23 protein-coding genes are annotated in these 23,490 nt (G+C 47.6%); 2 read left to right on the plus strand and 21 right to left on the minus strand.

The window, feature by feature from the left end; translation table 11 throughout:
- Positions 1-22: 22 nt before the first annotated feature.
- A complete protein-coding gene (ptsI, locus tag ABSH60_RS04075; protein ID WP_390972810.1) occupies positions 23-1,750 on the plus strand; it encodes a phosphoenolpyruvate-protein phosphotransferase PtsI in 1,728 nt (575 codons plus the stop codon).
- A gap of 47 nt (positions 1,751-1,797) precedes the next feature.
- Complete coding sequence (crr, locus tag ABSH60_RS04080; RefSeq protein WP_056774079.1) at positions 1,798-2,307, plus strand: PTS glucose transporter subunit IIA; 510 nt, start codon at positions 1,798-1,800, stop codon at positions 2,305-2,307.
- A 100-nt stretch (positions 2,308-2,407) separates the two neighbouring features.
- Here the strand turns inward: crr and ABSH60_RS04085 are convergent, their stop codons facing one another.
- The 21 genes from ABSH60_RS04085 to ABSH60_RS04185 form a co-directional block, all read right to left on the minus strand.
- Positions 2,408-3,733, minus strand: a complete 1,326-nt coding sequence (locus tag ABSH60_RS04085; protein ID WP_056774076.1) for an ATP-binding protein — start codon at positions 3,731-3,733, stop codon at positions 2,408-2,410.
- Positions 3,734-3,737: 4 nt separating this feature from the next.
- Complete coding sequence (locus ABSH60_RS04090; RefSeq protein ID WP_056774073.1) at positions 3,738-4,421, minus strand: response regulator transcription factor; 684 nt, start codon at positions 4,419-4,421, stop codon at positions 3,738-3,740.
- Positions 4,422-4,521: 100 nt separating this feature from the next.
- On the minus strand, positions 4,522-5,406 hold the full coding sequence (gene cysM, locus ABSH60_RS04095; RefSeq protein WP_217204584.1) for a cysteine synthase CysM: 885 nt from the start codon (positions 5,404-5,406) through the stop codon (positions 4,522-4,524).
- A gap of 140 nt (positions 5,407-5,546) precedes the next feature.
- The gene (locus tag ABSH60_RS04100) at positions 5,547-6,272 is read right to left on the minus strand and encodes a M23 family metallopeptidase (RefSeq protein WP_217204585.1); all 726 of its coding nucleotides are present in this window, start codon (positions 6,270-6,272) and stop codon (positions 5,547-5,549) included.
- Between the two features lie 29 nt (positions 6,273-6,301).
- Entirely contained in the window at positions 6,302-7,141 is an 840-nt protein-coding gene (locus ABSH60_RS04105) for an A24 family peptidase (protein ID WP_217204586.1), read from the minus strand.
- A gap of 29 nt (positions 7,142-7,170) precedes the next feature.
- Positions 7,171-8,268, minus strand: coding sequence for a hypothetical protein (locus tag ABSH60_RS04110; RefSeq protein WP_217204587.1), 1,098 nt, complete (start codon positions 8,266-8,268; stop codon positions 7,171-7,173).
- A gap of 22 nt (positions 8,269-8,290) precedes the next feature.
- A complete protein-coding gene (locus ABSH60_RS04115) occupies positions 8,291-9,319 on the minus strand; it encodes a type II secretion system F family protein (protein WP_217204588.1) in 1,029 nt (342 codons plus the stop codon).
- On the minus strand, positions 9,306-10,832 hold the full coding sequence (locus ABSH60_RS04120; RefSeq protein ID WP_338019873.1) for an ATPase, T2SS/T4P/T4SS family: 1,527 nt from the start codon (positions 10,830-10,832) through the stop codon (positions 9,306-9,308). Before ABSH60_RS04120 ends, ABSH60_RS04115 begins: the two co-directional genes overlap by 14 nt.
- A complete protein-coding gene (locus tag ABSH60_RS04125) occupies positions 10,829-11,344 on the minus strand; it encodes a hypothetical protein (protein ID WP_390972814.1) in 516 nt (171 codons plus the stop codon). The genes ABSH60_RS04120 and ABSH60_RS04125 overlap by 4 nt, the downstream gene beginning before the upstream one ends.
- A complete protein-coding gene (locus tag ABSH60_RS04130) occupies positions 11,322-12,146 on the minus strand; it encodes a hypothetical protein (RefSeq protein WP_390972816.1) in 825 nt (274 codons plus the stop codon). Before ABSH60_RS04130 ends, ABSH60_RS04125 begins: the two co-directional genes overlap by 23 nt.
- A gap of 6 nt (positions 12,147-12,152) precedes the next feature.
- Positions 12,153-12,704 (minus strand): hypothetical protein, encoded by a 552-nt coding sequence (locus tag ABSH60_RS04135; protein ID WP_390972818.1) that lies wholly within the window; start codon positions 12,702-12,704, stop codon positions 12,153-12,155.
- A gap of 6 nt (positions 12,705-12,710) precedes the next feature.
- Positions 12,711-14,204, minus strand: a complete 1,494-nt coding sequence (locus ABSH60_RS04140) for a type II and III secretion system protein (RefSeq protein ID WP_156362053.1) — start codon at positions 14,202-14,204, stop codon at positions 12,711-12,713.
- Position 14,205: 1 nt separating this feature from the next.
- Positions 14,206-14,736: a TcpQ domain-containing protein gene (locus ABSH60_RS04145; RefSeq protein WP_235533489.1), complete on the minus strand. Its 531-nt coding sequence runs from the start codon at positions 14,734-14,736 to the stop codon at positions 14,206-14,208.
- Between the two features lie 63 nt (positions 14,737-14,799).
- Complete coding sequence (locus ABSH60_RS04150) at positions 14,800-16,422, minus strand: type II secretion system protein (protein WP_217204592.1); 1,623 nt, start codon at positions 16,420-16,422, stop codon at positions 14,800-14,802.
- 56 nt (positions 16,423-16,478) lie between these two features.
- A complete protein-coding gene (locus tag ABSH60_RS04155) occupies positions 16,479-17,279 on the minus strand; it encodes a type IV pilus major pilin (protein WP_338019876.1) in 801 nt (266 codons plus the stop codon).
- Between the two features lie 200 nt (positions 17,280-17,479).
- Positions 17,480-17,914: a hypothetical protein gene (locus ABSH60_RS04160; protein WP_390972821.1), complete on the minus strand. Its 435-nt coding sequence runs from the start codon at positions 17,912-17,914 to the stop codon at positions 17,480-17,482.
- Between the two features lie 605 nt (positions 17,915-18,519).
- Positions 18,520-19,614: a sulfate/thiosulfate ABC transporter ATP-binding protein CysA gene (gene cysA / locus ABSH60_RS04165; protein WP_390972823.1), complete on the minus strand. Its 1,095-nt coding sequence runs from the start codon at positions 19,612-19,614 to the stop codon at positions 18,520-18,522.
- The gene (gene cysW, locus ABSH60_RS04170; protein ID WP_122097450.1) at positions 19,604-20,479 is read right to left on the minus strand and encodes a sulfate/thiosulfate ABC transporter permease CysW; all 876 of its coding nucleotides are present in this window, start codon (positions 20,477-20,479) and stop codon (positions 19,604-19,606) included. Before cysW ends, cysA begins: the two co-directional genes overlap by 11 nt.
- Positions 20,479-21,309: a sulfate/thiosulfate ABC transporter permease CysT gene (gene cysT, locus ABSH60_RS04175; RefSeq protein ID WP_056781124.1), complete on the minus strand. Its 831-nt coding sequence runs from the start codon at positions 21,307-21,309 to the stop codon at positions 20,479-20,481. The genes cysW and cysT overlap by 1 nt, the downstream gene beginning before the upstream one ends.
- Positions 21,309-22,331, minus strand: a complete 1,023-nt coding sequence (cysP, locus tag ABSH60_RS04180) for a thiosulfate ABC transporter substrate-binding protein CysP (RefSeq protein ID WP_390972826.1) — start codon at positions 22,329-22,331, stop codon at positions 21,309-21,311. The genes cysT and cysP overlap by 1 nt, the downstream gene beginning before the upstream one ends.
- A gap of 210 nt (positions 22,332-22,541) precedes the next feature.
- Positions 22,542-23,441: a Dyp-type peroxidase gene (locus ABSH60_RS04185; RefSeq protein ID WP_390972827.1), complete on the minus strand. Its 900-nt coding sequence runs from the start codon at positions 23,439-23,441 to the stop codon at positions 22,542-22,544.
- Positions 23,442-23,490: the final 49 nt, after the last annotated feature.

The following is a 23,490-nucleotide window of genomic DNA, read 5'->3' on the forward strand; positions in this document are numbered from 1 at the left end:
CAGTCAAGAGAAAGGTAGGGTTATGATTTCAGGCATTTTAGTATCTCCCGGTATCGCTTTCGGCAAAGCACTTCTGTTGAAAGAAGATGAAATTGTCATCAACCGGAAAAAAATCTCTCCCGATCACGTTGATCAGGAAGTTGAACGTTTCCTTACTGGCCGTGCGAAAGCATCTGCCCAGCTGGAAGTGATCAAGACCAAAGCCGGTGAGACCTTCGGTGAAGAGAAAGAAGCCATCTTCGAAGGCCACATCATGTTGTTGGAAGACGAAGAGCTTGAGCAGGAAATCATAGCCCTCATCAAAGACGAGCACGCTTCTGCTGACGCAGCGGCTTACTCGGTGATTGAAGGCCAGGCAAAAGCCCTGGAAGAGCTTGATGATGAATACCTGAAAGAACGTGCGGCTGACGTGCGTGACATCGGTAAACGTCTTCTGCGCAACATTCTGGACATGGCGATTGTCGATCTGAGCTCCATCCAGGACGAAGTGATTCTGGTTGCTACCGATCTGACGCCGTCAGAAACAGCACAGCTGAACCTGAACAAGGTGCTCGGCTTTATTACTGATTTAGGTGGCCGTACATCTCACACCTCTATCATGGCCCGCTCACTGGAACTGCCTGCTATCGTAGGCACCAGCGACGTGACCAAAAAAGTCAAAAACGATGACTATCTGATCCTTGATGCCGTGAACAATAAAATCTATGTCAACCCGACGGCGGATATTATTGACCAGCTGAAAGCGGTTCAGAACCAGTACATCTCTGAAAAAGACGAACTGACCAAGCTGAAAGATCTGCCTGCGATTACGCTGGACGGTCATCAGGTTGAAGTCTGTGCCAACATCGGTACCGTGCGCGACGTCGCCGGTGCAGAGCGCAATGGCGCTGAAGGTGTCGGCCTGTATCGTACCGAATTCCTGTTCATGGACCGTGACAGCCTGCCTACCGAAGAAGAGCAATTCCAGGCCTATAAAGCCGTTGCTGAAGCGATGGGTTCACAAGCTGTTATCGTACGTACCATGGACATCGGCGGTGATAAAGACCTGCCGTACATGAACCTGCCAAAAGAAGAAAACCCGTTCCTGGGCTGGCGTGCAATCCGTATCTGTCTGGACCGTAAAGAAATTCTTCACGACCAGCTGAAAGGTATTCTGCGTGCTTCTGCGTTCGGTAAACTGCGCATCATGTTCCCGATGATCATTTCTGTTGAAGAAGTGCGTGAACTGAAAGCAGAACTCGAAATGCTGAAAGTCCAGCTGCGCGAGAAAGGCCAGGCGTTCGATGAAACTATCGAAGTTGGCGTGATGGTAGAAACACCGGCCGCGGCCGTGATTGCTCACCATCTGGCAAAAGAAGTCGATTTCTTCAGTATTGGTACAAACGACCTCACCCAGTATACTTTGGCTGTGGATCGCGGTAACGAGCTGATCTCTCATCTTTACAACCCAATGTCTCCGTCTGTACTTGGCTTAATCAAGCAAGTTATTGACGCATCTCATGCTGCCGGTAAATGGACAGGGATGTGCGGCGAGCTAGCCGGTGACGAACGTGCTACACTTCTTCTATTGGGCATGGGGTTAGATGAGTTCAGCATGAGTGCTATCTCTATCCCACGCATCAAGAAAATTATTCGCAATACAAACTTCGAAGATGTGAAAGCGCTGGCAGATGAGGCTCTGGCTCAACCTACGGCGCAAGAGTTGATGAACCTGGTCAACAAGTTCATTGAAGAAAAAACACTCTGCTAATTGCGCGATGCTGTAAAGCTGCCCAAATTAATGCTTAGGAGAAGATCATGGGTTTGTTCGATAAACTGAAATCATTGGTTTCTGATGATAAAAAAGACGTTGGCACTATTGAAATCGTAGCGCCAATTTCTGGTGAAATTGTCAACATTGAAGATGTGCCAGACGTTGTTTTCGCTGAGAAAATCGTCGGCGACGGTATTGCTATCAAACCAACTGGCAACAAAATGGTTGCTCCGGTTGACGGCACTATCGGTAAAATCTTTGAAACTAACCATGCTTTTTCAATCGAATCCGACAGTGGCATCGAACTGTTTGTTCACTTCGGTATCGATACGGTGGAACTGAAAGGCGAAGGCTTCAAACGCATCGCTGAAGAAGGCCAACGTGTGAAGAAAGGTGATTTGATTATCGAGTTTGATCTGGCTCTTCTGGAAGAGAAAGCGAAGTCTACCCTGACTCCGGTTGTTATCTCTAACATGGACGAGATCAAAGAGCTGATTAAACTGACTGGTAGCGTGACAGTGGGCGAAACCCCAATTATCCGCATCAAGAAGTAAGTCGCTTAGCGATAAGAAAGAAAAACGGCGCTCAGGCGCCGTTTTTTTATGTCTGCAATACTGCAATGTAGCGGGACGTTCCCGCCAGCAAACCGCCGTTTCAGATCTTCCAGTGCGGCACCTGCAGGCTGATCACCAGCCCGTGAGGGTGCGCATTACGCGCATCAACCTTCCCTTCGTGGGCAACCATCACCTTGCGGGTGATCGCCAGCCCCAGCCCGTAGCCTTTGCCTGAAAGCGGCGACTTCACGCGCACGAACGGGTCAAAAATACTCGACAGCTTATCTTCTTCCACGCCCGGCCCCTGATCGGCCACTTCAATCTGCAAATACTCTTCGAGATGCGCCAGAGAAACCGTGATGGTTTGCCCCCGCGCCGAAAAACGAAGCGCGTTACGCACCACATTATCGACCGCGCGACGCATCAGCTCCGCATTTCCTTTGACCGTGTAATCCGCGCTGTCCGGCGTCTCAGGCGACATCACGATCTCCACGCCCGGCAGCTGCGCTTCATAACGCGCATCATTGACCACGGCCTCTACCAGCCCGTACAGGTCGAAATACTCTTCATCAGGGATTTCACTGCTTTCTGTGCGCGATAACGCCAGCAGTTCGCCGATCATCTTATCCAGGCGCCCTGCTTCGTGTTCGATACGGCTCAGCGATGTTTCTACGTTGGAAGGATTTTGCCGCGCCAGCCCGATCGCCAGTTGCAAACGCGCCAGCGGAGAACGCAGCTCGTGCGACACATCATGCAGCAGTTCTTCACGCGCTTTGACCAGCACCTGCAAACGTTCGGCCATGGCATCGAAATCACGCGCCACTTCGGAAAGCTCATCGTGGCGTTTTCCCATACTGGAGAACAGACGCACCGAGAGATCGCCCTGCGCCACCCGACCAAAGGCTTTACGCATTTGCAGCATCGGCCGCGTCAGGTTCCAGGCCAGCACGGCGCTGAACAGCAACCCGCCCAGACCGCCGAGCCACAACAGCGGCGGGGGCATATTCAGTAAATCCCGGTGGCGCTGCGGCCGGTATTCGTGCATCAATCCCTGCACATCATAACGCAGGCGATAGCCCTGCCCGTTCGGCCCCTGCACGAATTCCACCACTTCGTGAGGGATTTTCCCCGGCTCTAAATCCTCCACGGTGTCGCCCTGCGCAGGCAGCAGCGAAGGTGTCACCGAAAACAACTGGCGATCGCTCTCCGGCCAGTTCGCCATCATATTATTCAGTGCAGGCATTCCGCCGGTGTGCAGTGTGGAGACAGCCGAATTGATTTGCAGTTTGACAAAGCGCCGGGCGATACCACTTTCCGGCGGCTCATGCGGGTTATAAAAGGCGAAAACCACCCAAAGGCCCTGGGTGATGGCAACGAAGGTAAACCAAAATCCTAAAAGGATTTTCCAGAACAGCCTTCCGCGCATACGTTTATCGGATCCGGTAACCAATGCTGCGCACCGTCTCAATAGTCAAAATGTCGCCACCGTCCAGTGAACCGAGTTTCTGACGGATATTACTGATGTGCACGTCGATGCTGCGATCATAAGCTTCACGCGGGCGCCCCAGACCTTTTTCCGACAATTCATCTTTTGACACCACACGTTCCGGGGAACGTAACAGCAGTTCGAGAAGATTGAACTCAGAGGCCGTCAGGTCGAAAGACACGCCGCGCCATTCACTGCTGCGGGTGGCAGGGTTGAGCGTCAGATCACCGTAGTTGACCGAAGAGGAATCAGAGTGCGATTCCTGCTGTTCTTCCACACGACGCAACACCGCACGCAGACGGGCCACCAGTTCGCGCGGATAGCACGGTTTTGGCATGTAATCATCGGCGCCCATTTCCAGGCCGATCACGCGATCAATGTTATCGCCCTTGGCGGTCAGCATGATGATCGGCAGACGGCTGTTCTTGCGCACCTGACGCAGCACATCGATACCGCTCATGTCCGGTAACATGATGTCGAGGATCATCGCGGTGTATTCGCCAGACATTGCGCCTTCCACACCCGCTTTACCGGTCAGAACCAGAGAGGCATCAAAGCCTTCGGCAATCAGGTATTCACTGAGCATGGTGCCCAGTTCAAGATCGTCATCGACTAACAAAATTTTCATTATTTTTCCGCCTGACTAAAATTTTGGTCATTTTTACCACTAAGCCTGCAATTCGCAGCCGCTTTTACTCTAATTTTACATTCATCAGCTGAATATAGAATCAGACATCAAAAACGCCAGTAGATAAATACCGGTCGCCACGATCGCAGATGATGGCAACGACTACGCTGCCCGGCTGGCTTTTTGCCACGCGCAACGCGCCTGCCACGGCACCGCCGGAGCTGACGCCGCAGAAAAGCCCTTCTTCACGTGCCAGAGCCCGCATAGTCTCTTCTGCCTCTGTCTGGCCCATATCCATTACGTCATCAACCAGATCAGGTTTGAAAATGCCCGGCATATATTCAGCGGGCCAGCGGCGGATACCCGGAATGCTGCTGCCCTCGGACGGTTGCAGCCCGACAATCGTGACGGCGGCACTCTGGCTGCGCAGATAGCGGCTGACGCCGGTGATGGTGCCGGTGGTGCCCATGCTGGAAACAAAATGCGTCACACGCCCGTGAGTCTGCTGCCAGATTTCAGGGCCGGTGGTGGTGAAGTGCGCGAGGGGATTGTCGGGATTATTGAACTGATCCAGCACTTTCCCCTGCCCCTGCTTCTCCATCTCCAGGGCGAGGTCCCGTGCGCCTTCCATGCCCTGCGCCCGGCTGACCAGCAGCAACTCAGCGCCGTAAGCGCGCATAGAGGCCTGGCGCTCAAGACTCATGTTTTCCGGCATCAGCAATTTCAGTTTGTAGCCTTTAAGTGCGGAAATCATCGCCAGTGCAATACCGGTGTTGCCGCTGGTGGCTTCAATCAGCGTATCGCCGGGGCGGATTTCACCACGCTTTTCTGCCTGCTCAATCATAAACAGTGCTGCGCGGTCTTTGACTGAGCCGGCAGGATTATTGCCTTCCAGTTTGACCCAAATCTCGCTATCCAGCCCGGCAGTCAGCCGCTGTAATCTGACCAGAGGGGTATTACCGATATAGTGTTCGAGCGTGCTCACTGTGCTTGCCTTATCTTGCGGATATGAAAAAAGAGCGGTTATAAACCACTCTTTAAAATCTGTAATAGAAGGAAATTAACAGCAGGGAGAATGATTGGCAAACAGTTGTACGGCCAGATCAGCGATTTTGAAATGGCGTGTTAACTGGCGTTGAGAATTTTTTCCAGCGCATAACGCTTGCCGCGGCTGACTATTCTGAAGTTATTAAAAACTTTGTCACCGGGTTGAGCGAAGATCAGTTTATTGCCTTTTTTAACGCCAATTTTCATTCTGCCTGCTTTTCCTGAAACCAGCACAATTCTCGGCAGTGGCGGAGGCTGAATTTTGGCGGGAGCGGCTGGCTGGGTTTCATTCGCCGGGGCGACTGTAAAGCCTGATGAACCCGATTTTCCTGAGAATAACAGCGTTGCCGGGTTGATAAGCTTTCCGTTATAGCTTAATTCGAAATGCAGATGCGGGCCGGTCGTCCGCCCCGATGCGCCGGAAAGCGCAATAATATCGCCCTTCGACACTTTTTGCCGGGCATGCACCTTAATGCTGCTCAGATGCAAATACTTACTGACCCAGCCGTTTTTATGGGTAATCACCAGATATCGCCCGGAAATCGGATCGCCAGCCACCTGTGTCACGGTTCCATCCTGAACGGACGCCACTTTGCTGAACATCGGAGCCTGAAAATCCGTGCCGTGATGCTCAGCATAGCGCGCCGTGACCGGGTGGAAACGCCGCCCGAACCCGGAAGTCACCTGCATAGGGATCAGTAAAGGAGGGGCGAGTGAAATTTGTCTGCTGACATGCTGGGCTGAAGCCGGTTTAAGCTTATGCCCTTTCGGGCCCGCCACCGCCCACTGCGAACAAATCAACACGCCCCAAAGGCACCCTTTCCACAATGTCATCAGGGGACAATGCAGATATGGAAAAGGATCAAACCCGCCAGAGCAATCGCCGGGCCGAAGGGAATATACTTATTCTCCTGGGTAAACGGGCTGTCAGAAACATGCAGGATTTTCTCGTAATATCCCCATGCCGCCAGATAGAAAAATCCGCCGACGACAGAAGAAATTAAAATTAATTCCGGCAATAAATCTAATCCTAACCAGGCGGATACCGCCGCATAGAGTTTTACATCGCCGTTACCCAGCCCATCATGACCGCGGAATTTTTTATATAACGTCATCACACCGTACATCACCGCCCAGGCGGTAATAACGCCCAGCACAGACTGCTGCGGTTTCACCGGGATGATATCAAGCACGGAAGCCAGCACTCCGCCCCATAACAACATAAAGACCAGTGAGTCGGGCAGAAGCATACTTTTGAGATCTATCATCGCCAGCGTATATAAAATACAAAAGAAACCCATACAGAAGACGAACTCACTCACGCTGATACGCGGAACCAGGTGCAATGCCATTAATGTAAACCAGATACCCACAATCGCTTCCGATATCGGATACTGGACGGAAATACCGGTTCCGCAGAACCGGCATTTCCCTTTAAGCCATAGCCAGCTGAATACAGGAATATTATCGCGTTTCAATATTGGCTTATCACATTCCGGGCAATGGGAAGGGGGCCACCAGAGGTTAAATACGCCGGTGGTGGTCTCTTCCTCATAGTGTGCAAGAACCATCAGCGGCAGCCGATAAATCACCACATTGAGGAAACTCCCAATCACTAACCCCACGATCAAGGCAAATATCGGGTAACTTGAAAACAAAATAAATTCAGCCATACTATTTCCAGTGCTATAAGTTCTTATGATTAATTACAAGTAGTATTTTTCCCGGTAAAGTGGTGTTTTAAATATTTTATTTCAACATCAGTATTTTCAAAAACTTTATCTAATTTACCTAAATCGCTCCAATATACAGGATTAGTTTTATCCCATTTAGAAAAATCTGAGCCGCGGGAGGTTATAACGATCTCATCAACAGTGCGTAAATCTATAGTTGAAAAATCTGGGAAAGTTTTTAGGGGATGCCACGGGGTGCCCCCACCGGACTGTCCTTTACCCGGGTAACGATCAAAGATACCACCCGAAGTAGGCGTCAACGCAATGACCTCTCCAAGATAACCTTTCCCAACCCCAGGCTCAGGTGCCCAGAAGTCGAACGAGAAACTTAGTTGTGATGATCCAGGAACAGTGTCTTGTTGCTCGTCTAAATAATACGAGCTAGGGGTATTTAACACCGCAGCACCATAGGAGGGGTTTCCAGTAATATAGAGTCGTTTATAGCTTCTTAGAGGCATTCTCACCGTGACTTTACTTGAATTCCCGGTGATATCAGCCTTGCCATTAGGTAGATAAGCTGTCATTACTTTAGCTTCAGTCCCATAAATTCGCTTAAACATCTCACCAAATGATCCGAAGGCGTCCATCTTTGAATTTTCGCCAACTCTGACTGGCATAAATGCATTGTTATTTTGAGTTCTAAACCCGCCAATTGCACCCCAATCAACATAGTTTTTATTGCCATTTGCTGCCGCATACTCTGCATCAGGATATTTTTTATCCTCCCATGGGTAAACGTTCCGATCATTTTCTACACGGATATAATTTCCTCTATAAGGACGGCTATCATCTACCATATAAAAAATATTATAAGCCATTGCAAACCCATGACCGGGTTTATACTCTTCAGTCTCATTTATAAAGGTGATCGCAAAAGATTCATAAGGACTTGCGCATTCACTAATAGCCCCTCCTGCTGGCGTGATGTAGGTAAAACTTCCGCCTTTTTCAGTGGTTGCAGGATCTGTCTTTGCTGAGTACGCCATACCTGAAGTACTTATACCTATTAGCGCAGAGATAACAACTGCCAGCGTTTTTTTCTTACTAAGACGTCTGTTGATTTTCATAATAAATATCCTTATAAAATTATTAATATTGCGACATTTTAGAAATTGCGTCTGTCAGCGCATACAACGACAGAAACACCCAAATCACACAACCACCCAGAATTAATGTTGAAAGCGCTTTTAACAGCCCCGAAACCTTGACAATATACTCCTGAATTTTCACCCTCGACTTGTCAGATACCGCAGTCAATACATCATTAAAAGAAGGTAAGCTCGAATACAGTGTAATATTGAGTAGTTCTTCTGCACCGAACAGGCCGGTGTTTAATGAGTCACCGTAGTTTTCCCCCGAGGTCATTTTCAATAGCATGGTATCCACATGGGACTTTAACCAGCGGTTAGCGTTAAGTGCCAGTATGTTGAGGCTGTCATTAATCGGAATGTTATTTTTCAACATTCTGGCAAGGTTGTTCAGAAAAACAGATGCCGATATTTGCTTAAATGTTGAAAAGGGCATGATTTTATCGAGGTATCTGTTTCTCAAGTCACCGGTGAAATTAGCCATCATAAAGCGCATCAAAAAAAACACACCGACAAAACCCAAAATAATAAAAAGCCATAACCCGTGAAATAACGCCGTACCAAAATTAAACAACCGCTGCGTTATCACCGGCCAGTGCTCAATAGGCACGACATCGGCAAAAGCAGGAAACACCTTGAGCGCATAACCGGTAATTACGCCCAGCGCCAATACCATCATAATTATAGGAAAGGTCACGGCTGATATCAGTTTTTTCATTAACAAATCATTGTACTCAATAATATTCACCAACGTCATAAATCCGTCAGCTAACCCGCCACTGCGCTCGGAGGCATGAATAATACTCAGTTCATCGCGCGGTACAAGATCCTGAAACACCGAAGCAATCGAAATACCGCCCTTCATTTTCGAAATTAAAAACTGGAGTTTGATACCAAATGATTTCCCGAGTAACAACTGGCTTTCCACCTGAAGTTTTAACAGTGACTCATAAAGGGGCAAGTCCGCGTTAATCATATCAGAGCAGAACTGGTATAAATAAAGACGATGCTTTTTACTAAATTTTCTCAAGGATCACCTCCAGGCTTTCACTTTCAAGCTCACCGAACTCCATTTCAAACCAGGAAGCGCAGACTTTACCTGCAAGCACTTTCGCCATGACTTTTTCTTTAATTTCGAAACCTTCTGAAAGCGAAGCTTTTCTTTTACGCTTTTCACGCCAGATTGTATAAACTCTTAACCACTCCTGCTTCGCAATGGCTTCAAGTTCTTCATAGCCTGGGCGCATATATTCAAGAACCAGCTGACGCCCGGAAATACCGGTATGATTACATCGTACACACCCATCATTACTGCGCGAAAAAACATTAAAATGGCGATCAAGAAGAATCATCTCGCGGCTGACTTTACAGTGCTCACAGATTACCGGAACCAGTTTCTGACACTGCAAGCCTGCAACAAAACCTGGCGTCGAGAGCTTATCGCTGGTAATCCCTAACGCGGATAAACGTTGCAATAAGGAAACAATATTCCCTGCATGTACGGTGGTAAAACAGTAGTGTCCGCTTTCTACAGCACCGGCAAGTGCGTTAGCGGAAATGGTGTCGCGTATTTCCCCGACCATCAATACATCAGGGTCGCGACGCAATGCGGATTTTATCGCCAGATGAAAACCGCCGCCTTCAGCATTCAGCACTGAGCTTTGCTTGGCGCCATAAATCTGATACTCAACCGGATCCTCGACGGTAAGAAAACAACCACGGTCGTCATACCGGTTAATTTGCAGCCACTCCATTAAATTCTTCAGCGTGGTTGACTTACCTGAACCGGTCGTCCCTGCAATAATATAAGCACCGTAAGGATTGCTCAGAATTTTTTTGAGGTCAGTCAACTCCTCGTTATTAACACCTAATTTATCCAAGCTGGCGATGGCGCCCTTTTGTATACCCGAAGGGATAATACGTAATACCGCATGGTAACAACCCGCCGTTTCACCGAAAATGGGGAAATGAGCATAGCGGAAACGGTAGTTTTTATTCGCCAGTGTATACAAAATATTTGCGCTTTGCGGTATAGCCCGGTTCCAGGTGGTATCTTTGGTACTGGCCTCCACATTATATAAAACGAAGACCAGCTCATCGCATCTGTCAGATTTCATCTGGGTGAAGACGCTCAAAACGCCATTTATTCTGAATTCTACCTGAGCAATATTATCGTTACGGGTAATATGCAGGTCGCTTGCGCCTAAATTAACAGCGTTCAGTAACAACTTCTCCAGTGAGTTTTGAATATCACTGTTATCAATAAGTGTCAGCTTTCTACGGTTAACCGACGTTTGCTCAAGGACAATAAAGTAATCGTCCTCACTGATGATAGCGACGCCGCACACATCACATTCATAGAACGTTTTAAGCTGATAAAGATCACTATCAAGTGTGGCGAGTTTTTCAAGTAAAGTTGAACGCGTGAGTAAATATTCCCCATCCTGACTCTCAGCAGTAATGAGATCTTCTGCATACTCAGTAAAACGCCATTCACCATTGAGAATAGCGTCATTATCCAAATAAATAACACCTAAACTCACTTAGTGATTTCCCTCACAGTTGGCATCCCTCGTCCGGAATTGGAAACGATAAACTGATGCCCTTCCTGGGTAAATTTCTCGTTCAGCCTGACCATTTTAACGCCATCACCAGAGGACACAGCCACCCGTGACACGCCTGCAATTTCAGAAACCAGCACGACTTTTGGCAATGTCACAGCTTCTACAGTTTCAACAGGTTGAACATCGGGCTGAACGGACTCCGGAGCACGCACCGGCTCAACGGATATAGGTTCGTTATCCTCTTTCAACTTATTTATTTCGCTGCGTATTTTTTCGAGCTCAAGCTCATTCGATAATTCCCTCTTTTGTGCATCGAAGGTAATATCATTCTGCATCATCTGAATAATATGTTCCTGTACAGGCGTTGGGATACTTTCAGCCGTATTCGCAGGTTCTGCCGGATTCACCGAAGATTCAGCAGCAAAAATTTGAAATGAAACTGGGTTTAACACCAGCAGTAAAGAAAAGTTAACTTCCAGTTTTGCATACAAAGTCTCCTGAAATGCTGACAGTGCCCAATTTAATTTCGATATTTTTAACAAGAAAATCGTCACGGAATGCCTGACCGTCAAAAATGCTGATCAAATGAGAGATACTATTATCTTTAGTTTCCATCTTCCATGAACCAAAAAGTAAACCGTAATATTTCCCCCTGACACCAAGTTCTTTTTCAATTTCAATGACGCTTGATGCTGGAGGTGCTACAATTTCAAAAACCCCTGGAATTATTCCGGAAGAATTTAAAGAATAGATATAATTAAGCATTCTCCCACATTCAGCCACGTTGACATCTTCGTTAGCTTTATATTTATCGAGCAAAACATTACTGTTTAACTTGGAAGGTATATCTGAAAAACTAACTTCTTTTTCTGAAAAACTACCTGAAAAATCGCTTCCCCAAAACTCTTTATTTTGAAGACTAAAAACATGACCTTGATGAATGGCATAGTTGAATGTACAACCAGAAGTTGTACAATTCACAGAATTTTCGTCGTACCCAGATAGGCTGAGTTTCGTCCTGCTTTTATATATTTCAAAAAGCAAAAGATCAAGGCGTTCAATACTCCCTCCAGATAAATTACTATCATAGAAACTCGCAACTTGTAATATATTATCCTGAATAGCCTGTTCTTTTCTTTTGAGTTCTTCCTCATGCTGTTTATGAGGCGTATAAATCAGGTAATACCACCCGGCAGCGCCCCCTGATAAAACAAGAACGATGAGCGCGATGACAATCCCCATGGTTTTACTGGGTTTTCTGCTGTTCTTCCAAAAATACAGTCCGCTTTTCATAAAACCTTATTCCAGCAACATGTTAAGTATAAATATAACTGTAATGAGCAATAATGAACCCGCAAGACCGACACCGAGAGCAAAGAGTCGTTTCTTCTTTTGCGTATTAATTCTTTTCTGATGACATTTTTCCGCAACAGCGTCAATCCACTGCTGGCTCAGTTCGTTCACTTTCAGATGTGAATATTCACTTTCTTTCATCTGTTGAATAAGGGTGTCGAAGAAGCCCGTTTTTACCACCCGGTCACTACCACTCAGGATCCGGTCATCAGTAATAATAAGAAAGTAGATTTCATCATCCGCCAGTGGCCCGCGTATATAATAAACCCCATCACCGAATTCATTCTTTACATAAATAGCAAAAGGTTCAAGATCTGAGAACTTCTTATCTGAATAACCTTTAAGAAGACCGCCATTATTCGTGGTATAAACTAACTGACTCTGCGTTTTGCGAAGTTTACTCAACCACTGTTGATAACTTTTACTGTTTGTAACAGTATCAACCGGTTCCCAGATGAGACCGGTTAAAAGATTATTATCATGCAGATGCTTTATCATCATAACTCACTTAGCCGACGTCGGAGCCCGGTAATAATCAATGCCGACGACCGTCACCACGGTGACCGAGTCTTCAGAATTAGTGGCATCCGCCCCCAACATCACGTAGCTATGGCCATCATTCGATTCCTGGGCCTCATATTTCCCGACCATCAGCATCGTGCCTGCAGAAACCATCGTGGTGTTGAACATTTCTGTTGTTGTCGTATTAGGCAACTGAACTAAATCAAACGTATCGATGCCATTTAAATAGCGTTTGGTAAAACCGCTGGTGACTTCGATGCGGCCATCATTTTGAACACGTGGCGTAATAATGAAACTCGTCCCGGTGATGATCTCTGAGGTCTCAATGGAGGTATCTTCAGTCGAGGTCAAATCGTTAGTGGTCAGCGTTCTACCGGAGACATAATGCTGAGTTTGGGTCATATTCAACGGGATCGGAATACCATTGCGCGTGACAAATGACCCGCTCTGAATAACTTTATTACCCGTAATTTCATACAGCGCATTCATCTGGGCACTCACATTCAGGGTGTGATCAGAGCCAGCATAGAAGTTACGGCCAAACGACATACCACCATCCATATTCGTCAGAATCTTATTGCTGTCGATATTGAACGTCGTCCCGCCCTCTTTATATTTCATGGTGGCGCCGGCACTCAACTGCTTCATTTTTGTTTTGTCTAAGGTATAGATTTTATACGTTACAACGAATTGTTTATTATTATCAGATTGATATTTCTTCAATACTTCGTTCAATGTATTGTATTCCGAAGGACGCCCTGCAAATGTTAATATTGAAGCATCCTTAAATACTGTGTAAACACCGCTGGATACATATTTCTCAGCCATATCATCAATATCGTCCCAGTAGGATGACTCAAACTTTGTCTCACTTTTACCTTTCAAACCCCCACCTGATGTTGATGAGTTTCCTGAAAGATCGAGGCCGGATTCTGATATGGTGTCTTCACCATAAAAATCCATCTTGATAATATAAGAACCATAGAGGTCTAATTTAAGAACGTTATTATCATCAAGAACAGTATTTACATCATACAGTGCTGCGATGTAACGCATAAACTCTTCAAAACTGCCGGAGAAATTCACGCTGCGAGTATCTTTTTTCGGGTCGCTTGTCTCATCCGTTTTGGCTGTACCCGTACCTGGCACTGAATAATTCAGACGAAAACTGATCCCTGTTTGCTCTGCAACCGCATTCATCAGAGTATCCAGATCCATCTGTTCATAGGACTGGATACTTACGTGTTTAGCCAGTAACTCTTGAGTTTTAGGGTTGTAATTAACTTCTTTTCCCAGGAAAGCTGTATCAAACTTTTGATAAGGACGGGTCTTCACATCATCCGTAGTAGTGATTTTGTCGTCTTTATTCTCTGTTAATTTTGCCACATCATATTTATCATCAATATTTGTACAACCCTGAATCGAAAGCAGCAAGGTTAGAAAGATGAATTTATTCTTCACAAGATTATTTTGCATATTATTGCTCATCAACCAGGAGTACATTATTTTTTTGATAAAACTTGATTACCAAACCATAATTTTCAGAAGCGAAAAGCTTACCTAATTCACCCAGCACTTCATCCTGAGTTTTACCGGTAAACGAAATCGTACTGTAGATTATATAATCTTTGGCACTGTTCCAGAGCATTTTATAGCCTGAATCCTTTGCCCATTCATTCAGCCCCTGACTAAGAAGCATATTTTCATGAAGCACCAATACCCGTGCGGAAGCGGCTGCTGGTGTGCCCGAATTTAACGGCCCTGAGGCCATGGGCTGTACCGGAGTCACCAGCGTTTTGGGAGCCTGCTGTGGTGTTTTATTATCAAATTCAGACGACGTTAAAATAGATCCATAAACCCCGTTGTCACCATTACCTCCTGATCCGCTAAAGGGATTATGTTTTTGTGCATCAGAACTTCCTTCTGCAAATACACCGCCAGAGACAAACAGCAGCATCAGAAAACAACAAAAGTTCCGTTGTTTCTTTTTCAAGTTCCCTTTGTTCATAATTCCCTCTGAATATCTAATTTCTGATATTAATGGACATGGCTAAGTACCATTTATCATTTTCTATTGCGGTATGGTGCTGCACCATGAAGTCAGCACGACCGAAACCGAGGTCGAGTTAATCAGATTAACTCCCAATCCAGTCGCGTTATCGTAAACAGCTGACGTTGAACTTACCGTCCAGTCAGTATCTTTACTGTTTAAATTCACCTGTAAAGCTACCCCGGCTAAACGGCCAACCGCACCAAGATGTGTTCGGTTTTGCGCAACATTCGCAAAATCACTCTCTTGACTCTGATTATTGATGTCGAACCCGACATCCGCAGCCACAGAGGAAATAGCAGCCACCAGACGCGGATACATTTCTCTGCCTCCGGGAGCAACAGGGCATTTCTGGACATTGACCTTCATCGTGCCGGGTTCTGTGCTCACATTGCCGATGTAAGTGTTATCTTTTTTGCCATTAGTAAAATCGTTACCAAATGCCCGGTATTCGACAACAGGAATAGTCAGTAATTCAGGTTGGCCTTTGGCATCAAGGTTGCCGGTATTCTCGACGATAATATTGGCCATGAGTGTACCGGTAACTGTTTGATTATTTTTTTCCGTGGTTAAACGCATCACCTGATCATCCTTATTGACCCCTTGCCCGTCAGCCACAGAGAGACAAGGCAAACTTTTGCTGCTTTTTGAATCCCAGCACAGCCCTGGTGTATGCGACGTACTGCCGGTACCGCTGTAAATAGAGAGTTTGTCAGCGTCTTCTGCCGCAATACAGGGGCCGGTCATCTGTGAATTAATATTCCAGCACTGTTTATCTACGCCAACCGAACCGTCAGATTTAGTATTCTTGCCGATGCCCATTTCAAAGCTAAATCTGATCGCATACTCTTCATTTTTTGAATTCGTCAGATCGGCTGTATGGCTGACAACAGAGCCAAATTCAATCACACTGGTGGTATTATTTTGTTTAAGTAAAATCACCTGCCATGACTTGTTTGAACTGCCTGTTGAACGCCGTAATAATGCGGCTTGCTTATAACTAATTTTATAGTGTGAAAGCGCCTGATCAAATGCAGGTTTTAATTTTTCGAAATGCAGCTCTTCACCTTTTGCATCAGGGATATATCTTACAACGAAATCCACCCGGTTAATGGCCAGGGGTTCTGTTGTGCTCCCAACAAGGTCAATCCTGTCGAATTGCATTTTCCCTTTTAAGGCTATATCAGGTAATTTGCAGAGAATATAATCATCATCAAAATTTCTTTTTACCTGACCATTTGTGGGGTCATTACCGCTCCCATCACATTTTTTATTTGTAAAATATTGTCGTTTTGAATCTTTACCACTCCAGGAAAGATAATCATCCGTCTGCATCTGATCTAATAAATCGCTGTTTTTTACACGCTTATCAAAAACATCTGCATAAGCAGCTATCGCACCTTGCCCTCTAATATATAAAGGGTTTATTTCTGGCGTCGTGGAGTTGTCCAACGCTACCTCGTCTTCATTTACAAACTTGAGTAATCCGTACATCTCTTGTACAAGAGCATTTGCATTTATTTCATTCCTGAGTTCTTCTGCCTGTTTTTTCTTATAACTGGCTAACATCACTAACATCATTCCGATTAATGCTAAAACAATGATAACTTCCAAAAGTGAAAAACCTGAATTTCTCTTTTGCACGTGATCGCAGCCTTTTATTAAAAGCCCCCCCTGAATAGGAGAGGGCTAAAGTTAAATTATTTACTGCCTAAGACAACGGCGTTGCTGCTATTAGCAGCACAAGTCTGGGATGCAGCGTCTGCAGAGATCTGAACCATACCTGTGGCCGGATCAAGACTACGTAAAACACCTTGCGGTGCACCTTTTGTACCAGTAACTGTTACAGGTGCATCCAGAGCCGCAGGAACTGTTGGCAATGCACCTGCAGCGGCAATAGCCACCCCTACGTAGTCCCAAGAGTTACCAACCTGTAGCAGAAGACTACGACATTGTCCTTCGTCAAGCCCATTCACTGCCAAAATAAAGCCTTTAGTATCAGCAGCACCGGCAGCTGCAGTCAGTTTAGTACCCCGCATATAGAAATAATCGCCAGAGATGCCGTTCTTGATCTCAGGTTCGCTAACTTGACCGAGGTTTACTAAGACCGCAGCCATTGCACCAGTTGAACCTTTCTGGCCAGCAAGAGAAGATGGGACTAAACCGATGACTGTACCAGCAGCAGCTGGATACACACCTGCATCTTTATAAGCATTACCAGCAGCAACACGCACCGTGTTCGTATTATCCACCAAATCGGTAATGTCCTGGCTATCGAATGCACGCTGCGCAAGAATAACGACTGCAGCTGCCATTGTACCAATGATGCCCAGTACGATAATGACTTCCAGTAAGCTCATACCGCGTTGCTTTTTAAGCTCAGCGTAACGGTTAGCCTTTGTCTTTAATTTATTAACAAAATTATTCATCATATTTTCCATAATATAAGAGATTATTTCTTTTCTCAGATTCGCTGAGTGAATTCTTTTGTGTAAATTCACAGAGAATACTGAGTTCTTGGGTTTACAACTTACTACACTACATAACACATATCAGCACTGATATTTTATGTTATTCAACAGGACGTAGACCTATCCAAATAGAGTTCCACTGCGACACTGCCTTTGAATTAAACAAATAATTCTGACATGTGTGATAGCAGTGAAATATATAAATTATGTATATTTAAAGCATCATTGCGTTAAATACTGTTCAATTCAACCGAACGTTTTTGCATGCTATGAAATACGGAGTTTTTTACTCTTGCGCAGACGAGTTGTAACTTTGCATCCAGTTCCAGGCTCAGGATTTCTTTGGCGTCTTTATTGACATTGTTACCCTGTGATCTATACGTTGCATAGTTTTTATTAATTTCTGCAAACTGTTTTGCATATAAATCATAGCCAACTGGGTCAAGATCCCCCAAGGCTTCAAATTCTTTCAAGCATGCTTTATTACTTGGGCCAGTCTGTTGTTGCACCGGCAGCACTTTGTTAGTGCATCCTGTTACAACAACCATTAGCAGTAATAAAAAAGATGATTTCCATATTATTCGCATAGTAATCCCTAATAAAAAAATACCTACTCCGCATAATAAACATGCAAAAATAAAATATAAGAATGCGCTGATTTGCAAGTCAGGGCATTCTATTCAATAAGAATTATCACCGCAACAATATTTTTATATTCTTTTAAATGATCTAAAAGATCGCACACATATAAAAATTAGATTAATTGGATGATTTGTTTTTAAAAACACTTTTCTCAAAGGGACTTAATTAATAACAAGATAACCGGTCACTCAAAAAACTTATAACGTCATGAAAAAAAAGAGAAATAGTCCTACATAAAAAATGCGGCCAGGGTGTTGGGGGAGTTAAAGTATTTAAATTTACATGAAAAATAGAATTATCGACTCAAAGAGTTAAGTAAAAAACAAGGCAACCTGCAAAAATGGCATTCGAGAATTAAATAGAAAAATCATGAATCATCATTATTTACTATTTATTATTCCCTCGTTAATTACTGCTTATAAAGTAACCTGTTACATGAAAGATTAATGATTCTCTGTTGTTTTAAAAAGTCACCACCTCATTTCGCAATGCAATGATAAGGCGCCGGTGTGCGTTTACGTGGCTTTATTCGGGGAGACAGACGGATGAAAGGTGTTCACAAAAAAAGATATCGGGAACCTCAAAGCAGCCTGATGCTGCTTTGAGATGGGCTGTCGGGAATGTGTATTCAGGCAGATTTCGCCAGTGCCACGGCTTGCAGCGGCTGATCGCCAGCATACAGGCGGCCATTCAGCCCGCCGACGTAGAAGCGGTCGCCACGCTCAGGGGTGTGGCTGCCATGCGTTTCAGAAAGCACAACAGCAAGCGGTTCATCATGCCAGCCCTCGGCCTGAACGATGAGTTGCCAGAAATGACCGCGCGGGCTGACTTCCAGCACTTTTACCGGCAAAGGGCAACGCGCCGAACTTTGCGGCGTGATCTCCATTTCCCAGGGGCGCAGGAATAAATCCACCGCGCCCTGATGCAGTGGCGGGTTCTCCAGTGGCCAGTGATGTGCGCCGACATACAGCTGTGAGCCTCGAATTTCGCCGCCGATTTTATTCACTTCACCCATGAATTCCAGCACGAAGCGGGTCGCCGGTTCGCGCCAGATTTCCTGCGGTGCGCCCACCTGTTCGATATTCCCCTGGCTCATCACCACCACGCGGTCAGCGACTTCCATCGCTTCTTCCTGATCGTGCGTCACGAACACGCTGGTGAATTTCAGTTCTTCATGCAACTGACGCAGCCAGCGGCGCAGCTCTTTACGCACCTGCGCATCCAGCGCCCCAAAAGGTTCATCCAGTAGCAGAATTTGCGGTTCCACCGCCAGCGCACGGGCCAGTGCCACACGCTGTTTCTGACCACCGGAAAGCTGGGCCGGATAGCGGTTTGCCAGATGGCCTAACTGCACCATTTCCAGCAATTTGGTGACTTTCTGTTTGATTGCCTCAGCGTTCGGACGCTCGCGGCGTGGCAGCACCGTCAGGCCAAACGCAATGTTGTCGAACACCGTCATATGGCGGAACAGCGCGTAATGCTGGAACACGAAACCGACTTGTCGGTCGCGGGCGTGCAGCCGGGTTACGTCTTTACCGTGAAAGCTCATGTGCCCGGCGCTCTGGTTTTCCAGCCCGGCGATAATGCGCAGCAACGTGGTTTTACCTGAGCCGGAAGGCCCGAGCAGCGCGACCATCTCTCCGGAAGCAATATCGAGCGAGATATCATTGAGCACTTTCGTGCGGCCAAAATATTTGTTGATACCGTTAATTTCAATGCTCATGACTTTCCTCCCGCTCAAGACGGTCGTTGTGACGCTTCAGACGCCATTGCAGGCCGCTTTTCAGAAACAGTGTGACGATGGCCATCAGGGTTAACAGCGCAGCGGCAGTAAACGCGCCAGCGGTGTTGTAGTCCTGATGCAGTAATTCGACTTGTAAAGGCAGCGTGTAGGTTTCGCCACGTATAGAACCGGAAACGACAGAAACTGCCCCGAATTCCCCAATCGCGCGGGCGTTGGTCAGCACCACGCCGTACAGCAATGCCCAGCGGATATTCGGCAAGGTCACGCGGCGGAACATCTGCCAGCCGGAAGCCCCCAGCAGAACGGCCGCTTCATCTTCGTGGCTGCCCTGACTCAGCATCACCGGCACCAGCTCGCGAATCACAAACGGACAGGTGACGAACACTGTGACCATCACCATACCCGGCCAGGCGAACATAAATTGAATGTTGTGCGCATCCAGCCAGCCACCGAGCGGGCCGTTGGTGCCGTAGAACAGTAAATACAGCAGACCGGCAACCACCGGAGACACGGCGAACGGGATGTCAATCAGCGTCAGCAACAGCTGACGGCCTGGAAAATTAAAGCGCGCCACCAGCCACGCCAGCAGCGTGCCGAAAATCAGGTTCACCGGCACGGTAATCAGCGCCATCAGCACTGTCAGCCAGATGGAGTGCAACATGTCGGAATCCGACAGATTCTTCCACACAGCCGCGATACCGTCGGAAAACGCCAGCACAAAAATGCTGATCATCGGGATCACCAGCAGCAGGATACATATCAGCACCCCAGTGCCGATAAGCGCCCACTTCACCCAGTCGACGGGCTGGCGGGCAGCCCCTGCAAAATCCGGAACATCAGACATTATTGGCCTCCCAGACGACGGCCATAACGGCTCTGTAGGGTGTTAATGGCGAACAGCAACACCAGCGATGCCGCAAGGATAACCGACGCAATCGCGCTGGCTGCCGGATAGTCAAATTCCTGCAAGCGGATGAAAATCATCAGTGACGTCACTTCCGTTTTCCACGCAATGTTACCGGCGATGAAAATGACCGCGCCGAATTCACCGAGGCTGCGGGTGAAAGACAAGGCGGTCCCCGCCATCAGCGAAGGCATCACTTCGGGCAACACCACACGACGGAAACTCTGCCAGCGCGATGCGCCCAGCGTTTCGGCCGCTTCTTCATATTCCGGGCCTAACTCTTCCAGCACCGGCTGCACGGTTCGCACCACAAACGGGATGCTGGTGAAGGCCATCGCCACCGCAATCCCGATCCAGGTGTACGAGACTTTGATATCAAAATGCGCCAGCCACTGACCGTAAAAACCGGTGGTGGAAAACAGTCCTGCCAGCGTCAGCCCTGCCACCGCAGTCGGCAACGCAAAGGGTAAATCCATCAGGCCGTCGATCAGGCTTTTCCCTGGAAACTCATAACGGGTGAGGATCCACGCCATCAGCATGCCGAAAACGCAGTTGAAAAGGCTCGCCACGCCCGCGGCCAGCAGCGTGACTTTGTAGGCCGCCACGACCTGACCGTTGGTGATCACATCCCAGTATTGTGACAGCGTCATTTGTGACAACTGCATCACCAGCGCGCTCAGCGGCAGAAGCAGCACCAGACACACGAACAGCAAACTGCTGCCGAGGCTCAGGGTAAATCCGGGTAGTACGCGTTTGCTCGACAACAACATTACTTGTGACCTTGCTCTAACAGTTTATCCAGCTCACCGCCGGTACCAAAATGGGTGTCCATAACCTGTTTCCAGCTGCCAAATTGATCTTCAACGTTGAAGAGTTTGGTGTCCGGGAACTGATCTTTCGCCGCCGCCATGGCCGTTTTGTCATACACACGGTAGTTAAAACTGGTGATAATTTTCTGTGCCTGCGGGCTCCACAGATAATTCAGATAATCTTTGGCGGCTTTCTCCGTGCCATTTTTCTCGACGTTTTTATCGACCCAGGCCACCGGGAACTCTGCCAGTATGTCCACCGGCGGAACAATCACTTCGTACTGATCGTCGCCGTACTGTTTGCGGATATTGTTCACTTCAGATTCGAAGCTGATCAGCACATCACCCAAACCGCGCTCGACAAAAGTCGTGGTCGCGCCACGGCCTCCGGTATCAAAGACCTGCACGTTCTTCAGAAAGCTGGCCATTTTGGTGCGGGTCTGCGCGGTGTCTTTTTTATCTTCAAGATTGAACGCGCCCCACGCCGCCAGATAGGTATAACGGCCGTTGCCGGAGGTTTTCGGGTTCGGGAAAATCAGGCTCACACCCGGACGGGTTAAGTCGTCCCAGCTGTGAATATTCTTGGGATTGCCCTTGCGCACCAGAAACGCCATGGTGGAATAGAACGGCGAGCTGTTGTTCGGCAACCGGGTTTGCCAGTCGGCAGGGATCAGATTTCCGCGATCGTGCAGGATCTGCACATCGGTTACCTGGTTGTAAGTGACCACATCGGCTTTCAGCCCCTGCAAAATCGCCAGTGCCTGCTTTGATGAGCCGGCATGAGACTGTTTGATCTCGAGTTTGTCGCCATTATTTTGATCGGCCCACTGCTGCTGGAACGGCGGGTTCAGCGCTGCAAAAAGTTCACGGGAAACGTCATACGAGCTGTTGAGCAATTCGGTTGCGGATGCCGCCCCGCTGGCCAGCAACAATGCCGCCACAGATCCTTTCAGCACATTGCCTGTCAATCCGGTAGTTTTCATGCTTAGCCTTAGGTGAGTGAACCGATATGCGACGCTGATAAATGCCGCTCAATATCACACAGTGTATTTATAACTGAGGGTCAGGCTGTAACGGTTTTATATACCATTTGGTGATTTTCAAGCATGAAAAGCTATAAGGCATTAACAAACGCGGGGGAAATTGCAGGAGGGGGGAAACAGCGCGTCCAAAGCGGAGCGCGCCGGAAAAGCTTAAAGCGCTAAAAGACGGGTCAGGGACGGCGCGAAATAATAGCTGCCAGTGACCGGGCGGGTGAAGCGCAACATGGCGTCGCGTTTGCCGTCCAGATCGCCAAACATGCTCAGCAGTTGTTTCTCAATGTTCCACAAACGCGCGCAATAGCTGATGAAGTACAAGCCATGCTCGCCGCTGGCGGTGCCGTAAGGCAGGCTCTGACGCAAGATTTTCAGGCCCTTGCCCTCTTCTTTCAGATCAACACGGCTGACGTGTGAGGTTTCCGGACGGGTTTCTGAATCCAGCTCTTCATCCGTGTCTTTGGTGCGGCCAATCACCTCTTCCTGCTGCTGCACGGAGAAGCGCTCCCACTGCACCAGATTATGTTTCCAGCGCTGGACCATCACGTAGCTGCCACCGGCATCGACACTGCCTTCAGGAATAATCGCTACCTGGGCGCGGGCTTCGGCTTTCGGGTTTTCGGTGCCATCAACAAAACCGCTGAGATCGCGCTCTTCGATTCCACGGAAACCGTGCGTTTCTTCTTCCACCACGATGGATTGGCCAAAGGCTTTCAGAGCCGCCTGCGCAACGGCAAAATTCACGTCATGGCGCAAAGACTGAATGTGCAACAGCATATCGCGCTGCGTGGCCGGGGCCAGCCCTTTACCCAATGGCACGAACGCTTTCAGCTCGTCCGCACCCTGATTGCCCGACAGATCGCGCCAGACGTCGTGACCAAAAGCCACCACCGCGCCAAGATGTTCATGGGGGAACTCCTGCTGCATCTCTTCGAGTGCAGCGACAAATGTCCGGCAGCCCTGCCGGAGCGCATCCAGGTCGCCCTGAGCTTTCGCTTCAATATAAATGGCGAAACGGCAATGTTCGGGCAAAATGCCGCTCTGAACCTGAGTCATGATCTTATCCTCGTTAATTTGACCGGCGATATCATACCGGATGTCAACA

The sequence above is a fragment of the Rahnella sp. R3(2024) genome, from assembly GCF_042920125.1.
GTDB lineage: Bacteria > Pseudomonadota > Gammaproteobacteria > Enterobacterales > Enterobacteriaceae > Rahnella > Rahnella rivi.

Bases quoted from the DNA above. Each gene is read 5' to 3' on its own strand.
- ABSH60_RS04185 (WP_390972827.1), bottom strand. From the start codon at position 23,441: ATGACTCAGGTTCAGAGCGGCATTTTGCCCGAACATTGCCGTTTCGCC.
- cysA (WP_390972823.1), bottom strand. From the start codon at position 19,614: ATGAGCATTGAAATTAACGGTATCAACAAATATTTTGGCCGCACGAAA.
- ABSH60_RS04145 (WP_235533489.1), bottom strand. From the start codon at position 14,736: ATGAACAAAGGGAACTTGAAAAAGAAACAACGGAACTTTTGTTGTTTT.
- cysW (WP_122097450.1), bottom strand. From the start codon at position 20,479: ATGTCTGATGTTCCGGATTTTGCAGGGGCTGCCCGCCAGCCCGTCGAC.
- ABSH60_RS04130 (WP_390972816.1), bottom strand. From the start codon at position 12,146: ATGAAAAGCGGACTGTATTTTTGGAAGAACAGCAGAAAACCCAGTAAA.
- ABSH60_RS04110 (WP_217204587.1), bottom strand. From the start codon at position 8,268: ATGAAAATCAACAGACGTCTTAGTAAGAAAAAAACGCTGGCAGTTGTT.
- ABSH60_RS04140 (WP_156362053.1), bottom strand. From the start codon at position 14,204: ATGCAAAATAATCTTGTGAAGAATAAATTCATCTTTCTAACCTTGCTG.
- ABSH60_RS04090 (WP_056774073.1), bottom strand. From the start codon at position 4,421: ATGAAAATTTTGTTAGTCGATGACGATCTTGAACTGGGCACCATGCTC.
- ABSH60_RS04135 (WP_390972818.1), bottom strand. From the start codon at position 12,704: ATGATAAAGCATCTGCATGATAATAATCTTTTAACCGGTCTCATCTGG.
- ptsI (WP_390972810.1), top strand. From the start codon at position 23: ATGATTTCAGGCATTTTAGTATCTCCCGGTATCGCTTTCGGCAAAGCA.
- ABSH60_RS04105 (WP_217204586.1), bottom strand. From the start codon at position 7,141: ATGGCTGAATTTATTTTGTTTTCAAGTTACCCGATATTTGCCTTGATC.
- cysT (WP_056781124.1), bottom strand. From the start codon at position 21,309: ATGTTGTTGTCGAGCAAACGCGTACTACCCGGATTTACCCTGAGCCTC.
- cysP (WP_390972826.1), bottom strand. From the start codon at position 22,331: ATGAAAACTACCGGATTGACAGGCAATGTGCTGAAAGGATCTGTGGCG.
- crr (WP_056774079.1), top strand. From the start codon at position 1,798: ATGGGTTTGTTCGATAAACTGAAATCATTGGTTTCTGATGATAAAAAA.
- ABSH60_RS04085 (WP_056774076.1), bottom strand. From the start codon at position 3,733: ATGCGCGGAAGGCTGTTCTGGAAAATCCTTTTAGGATTTTGGTTTACC.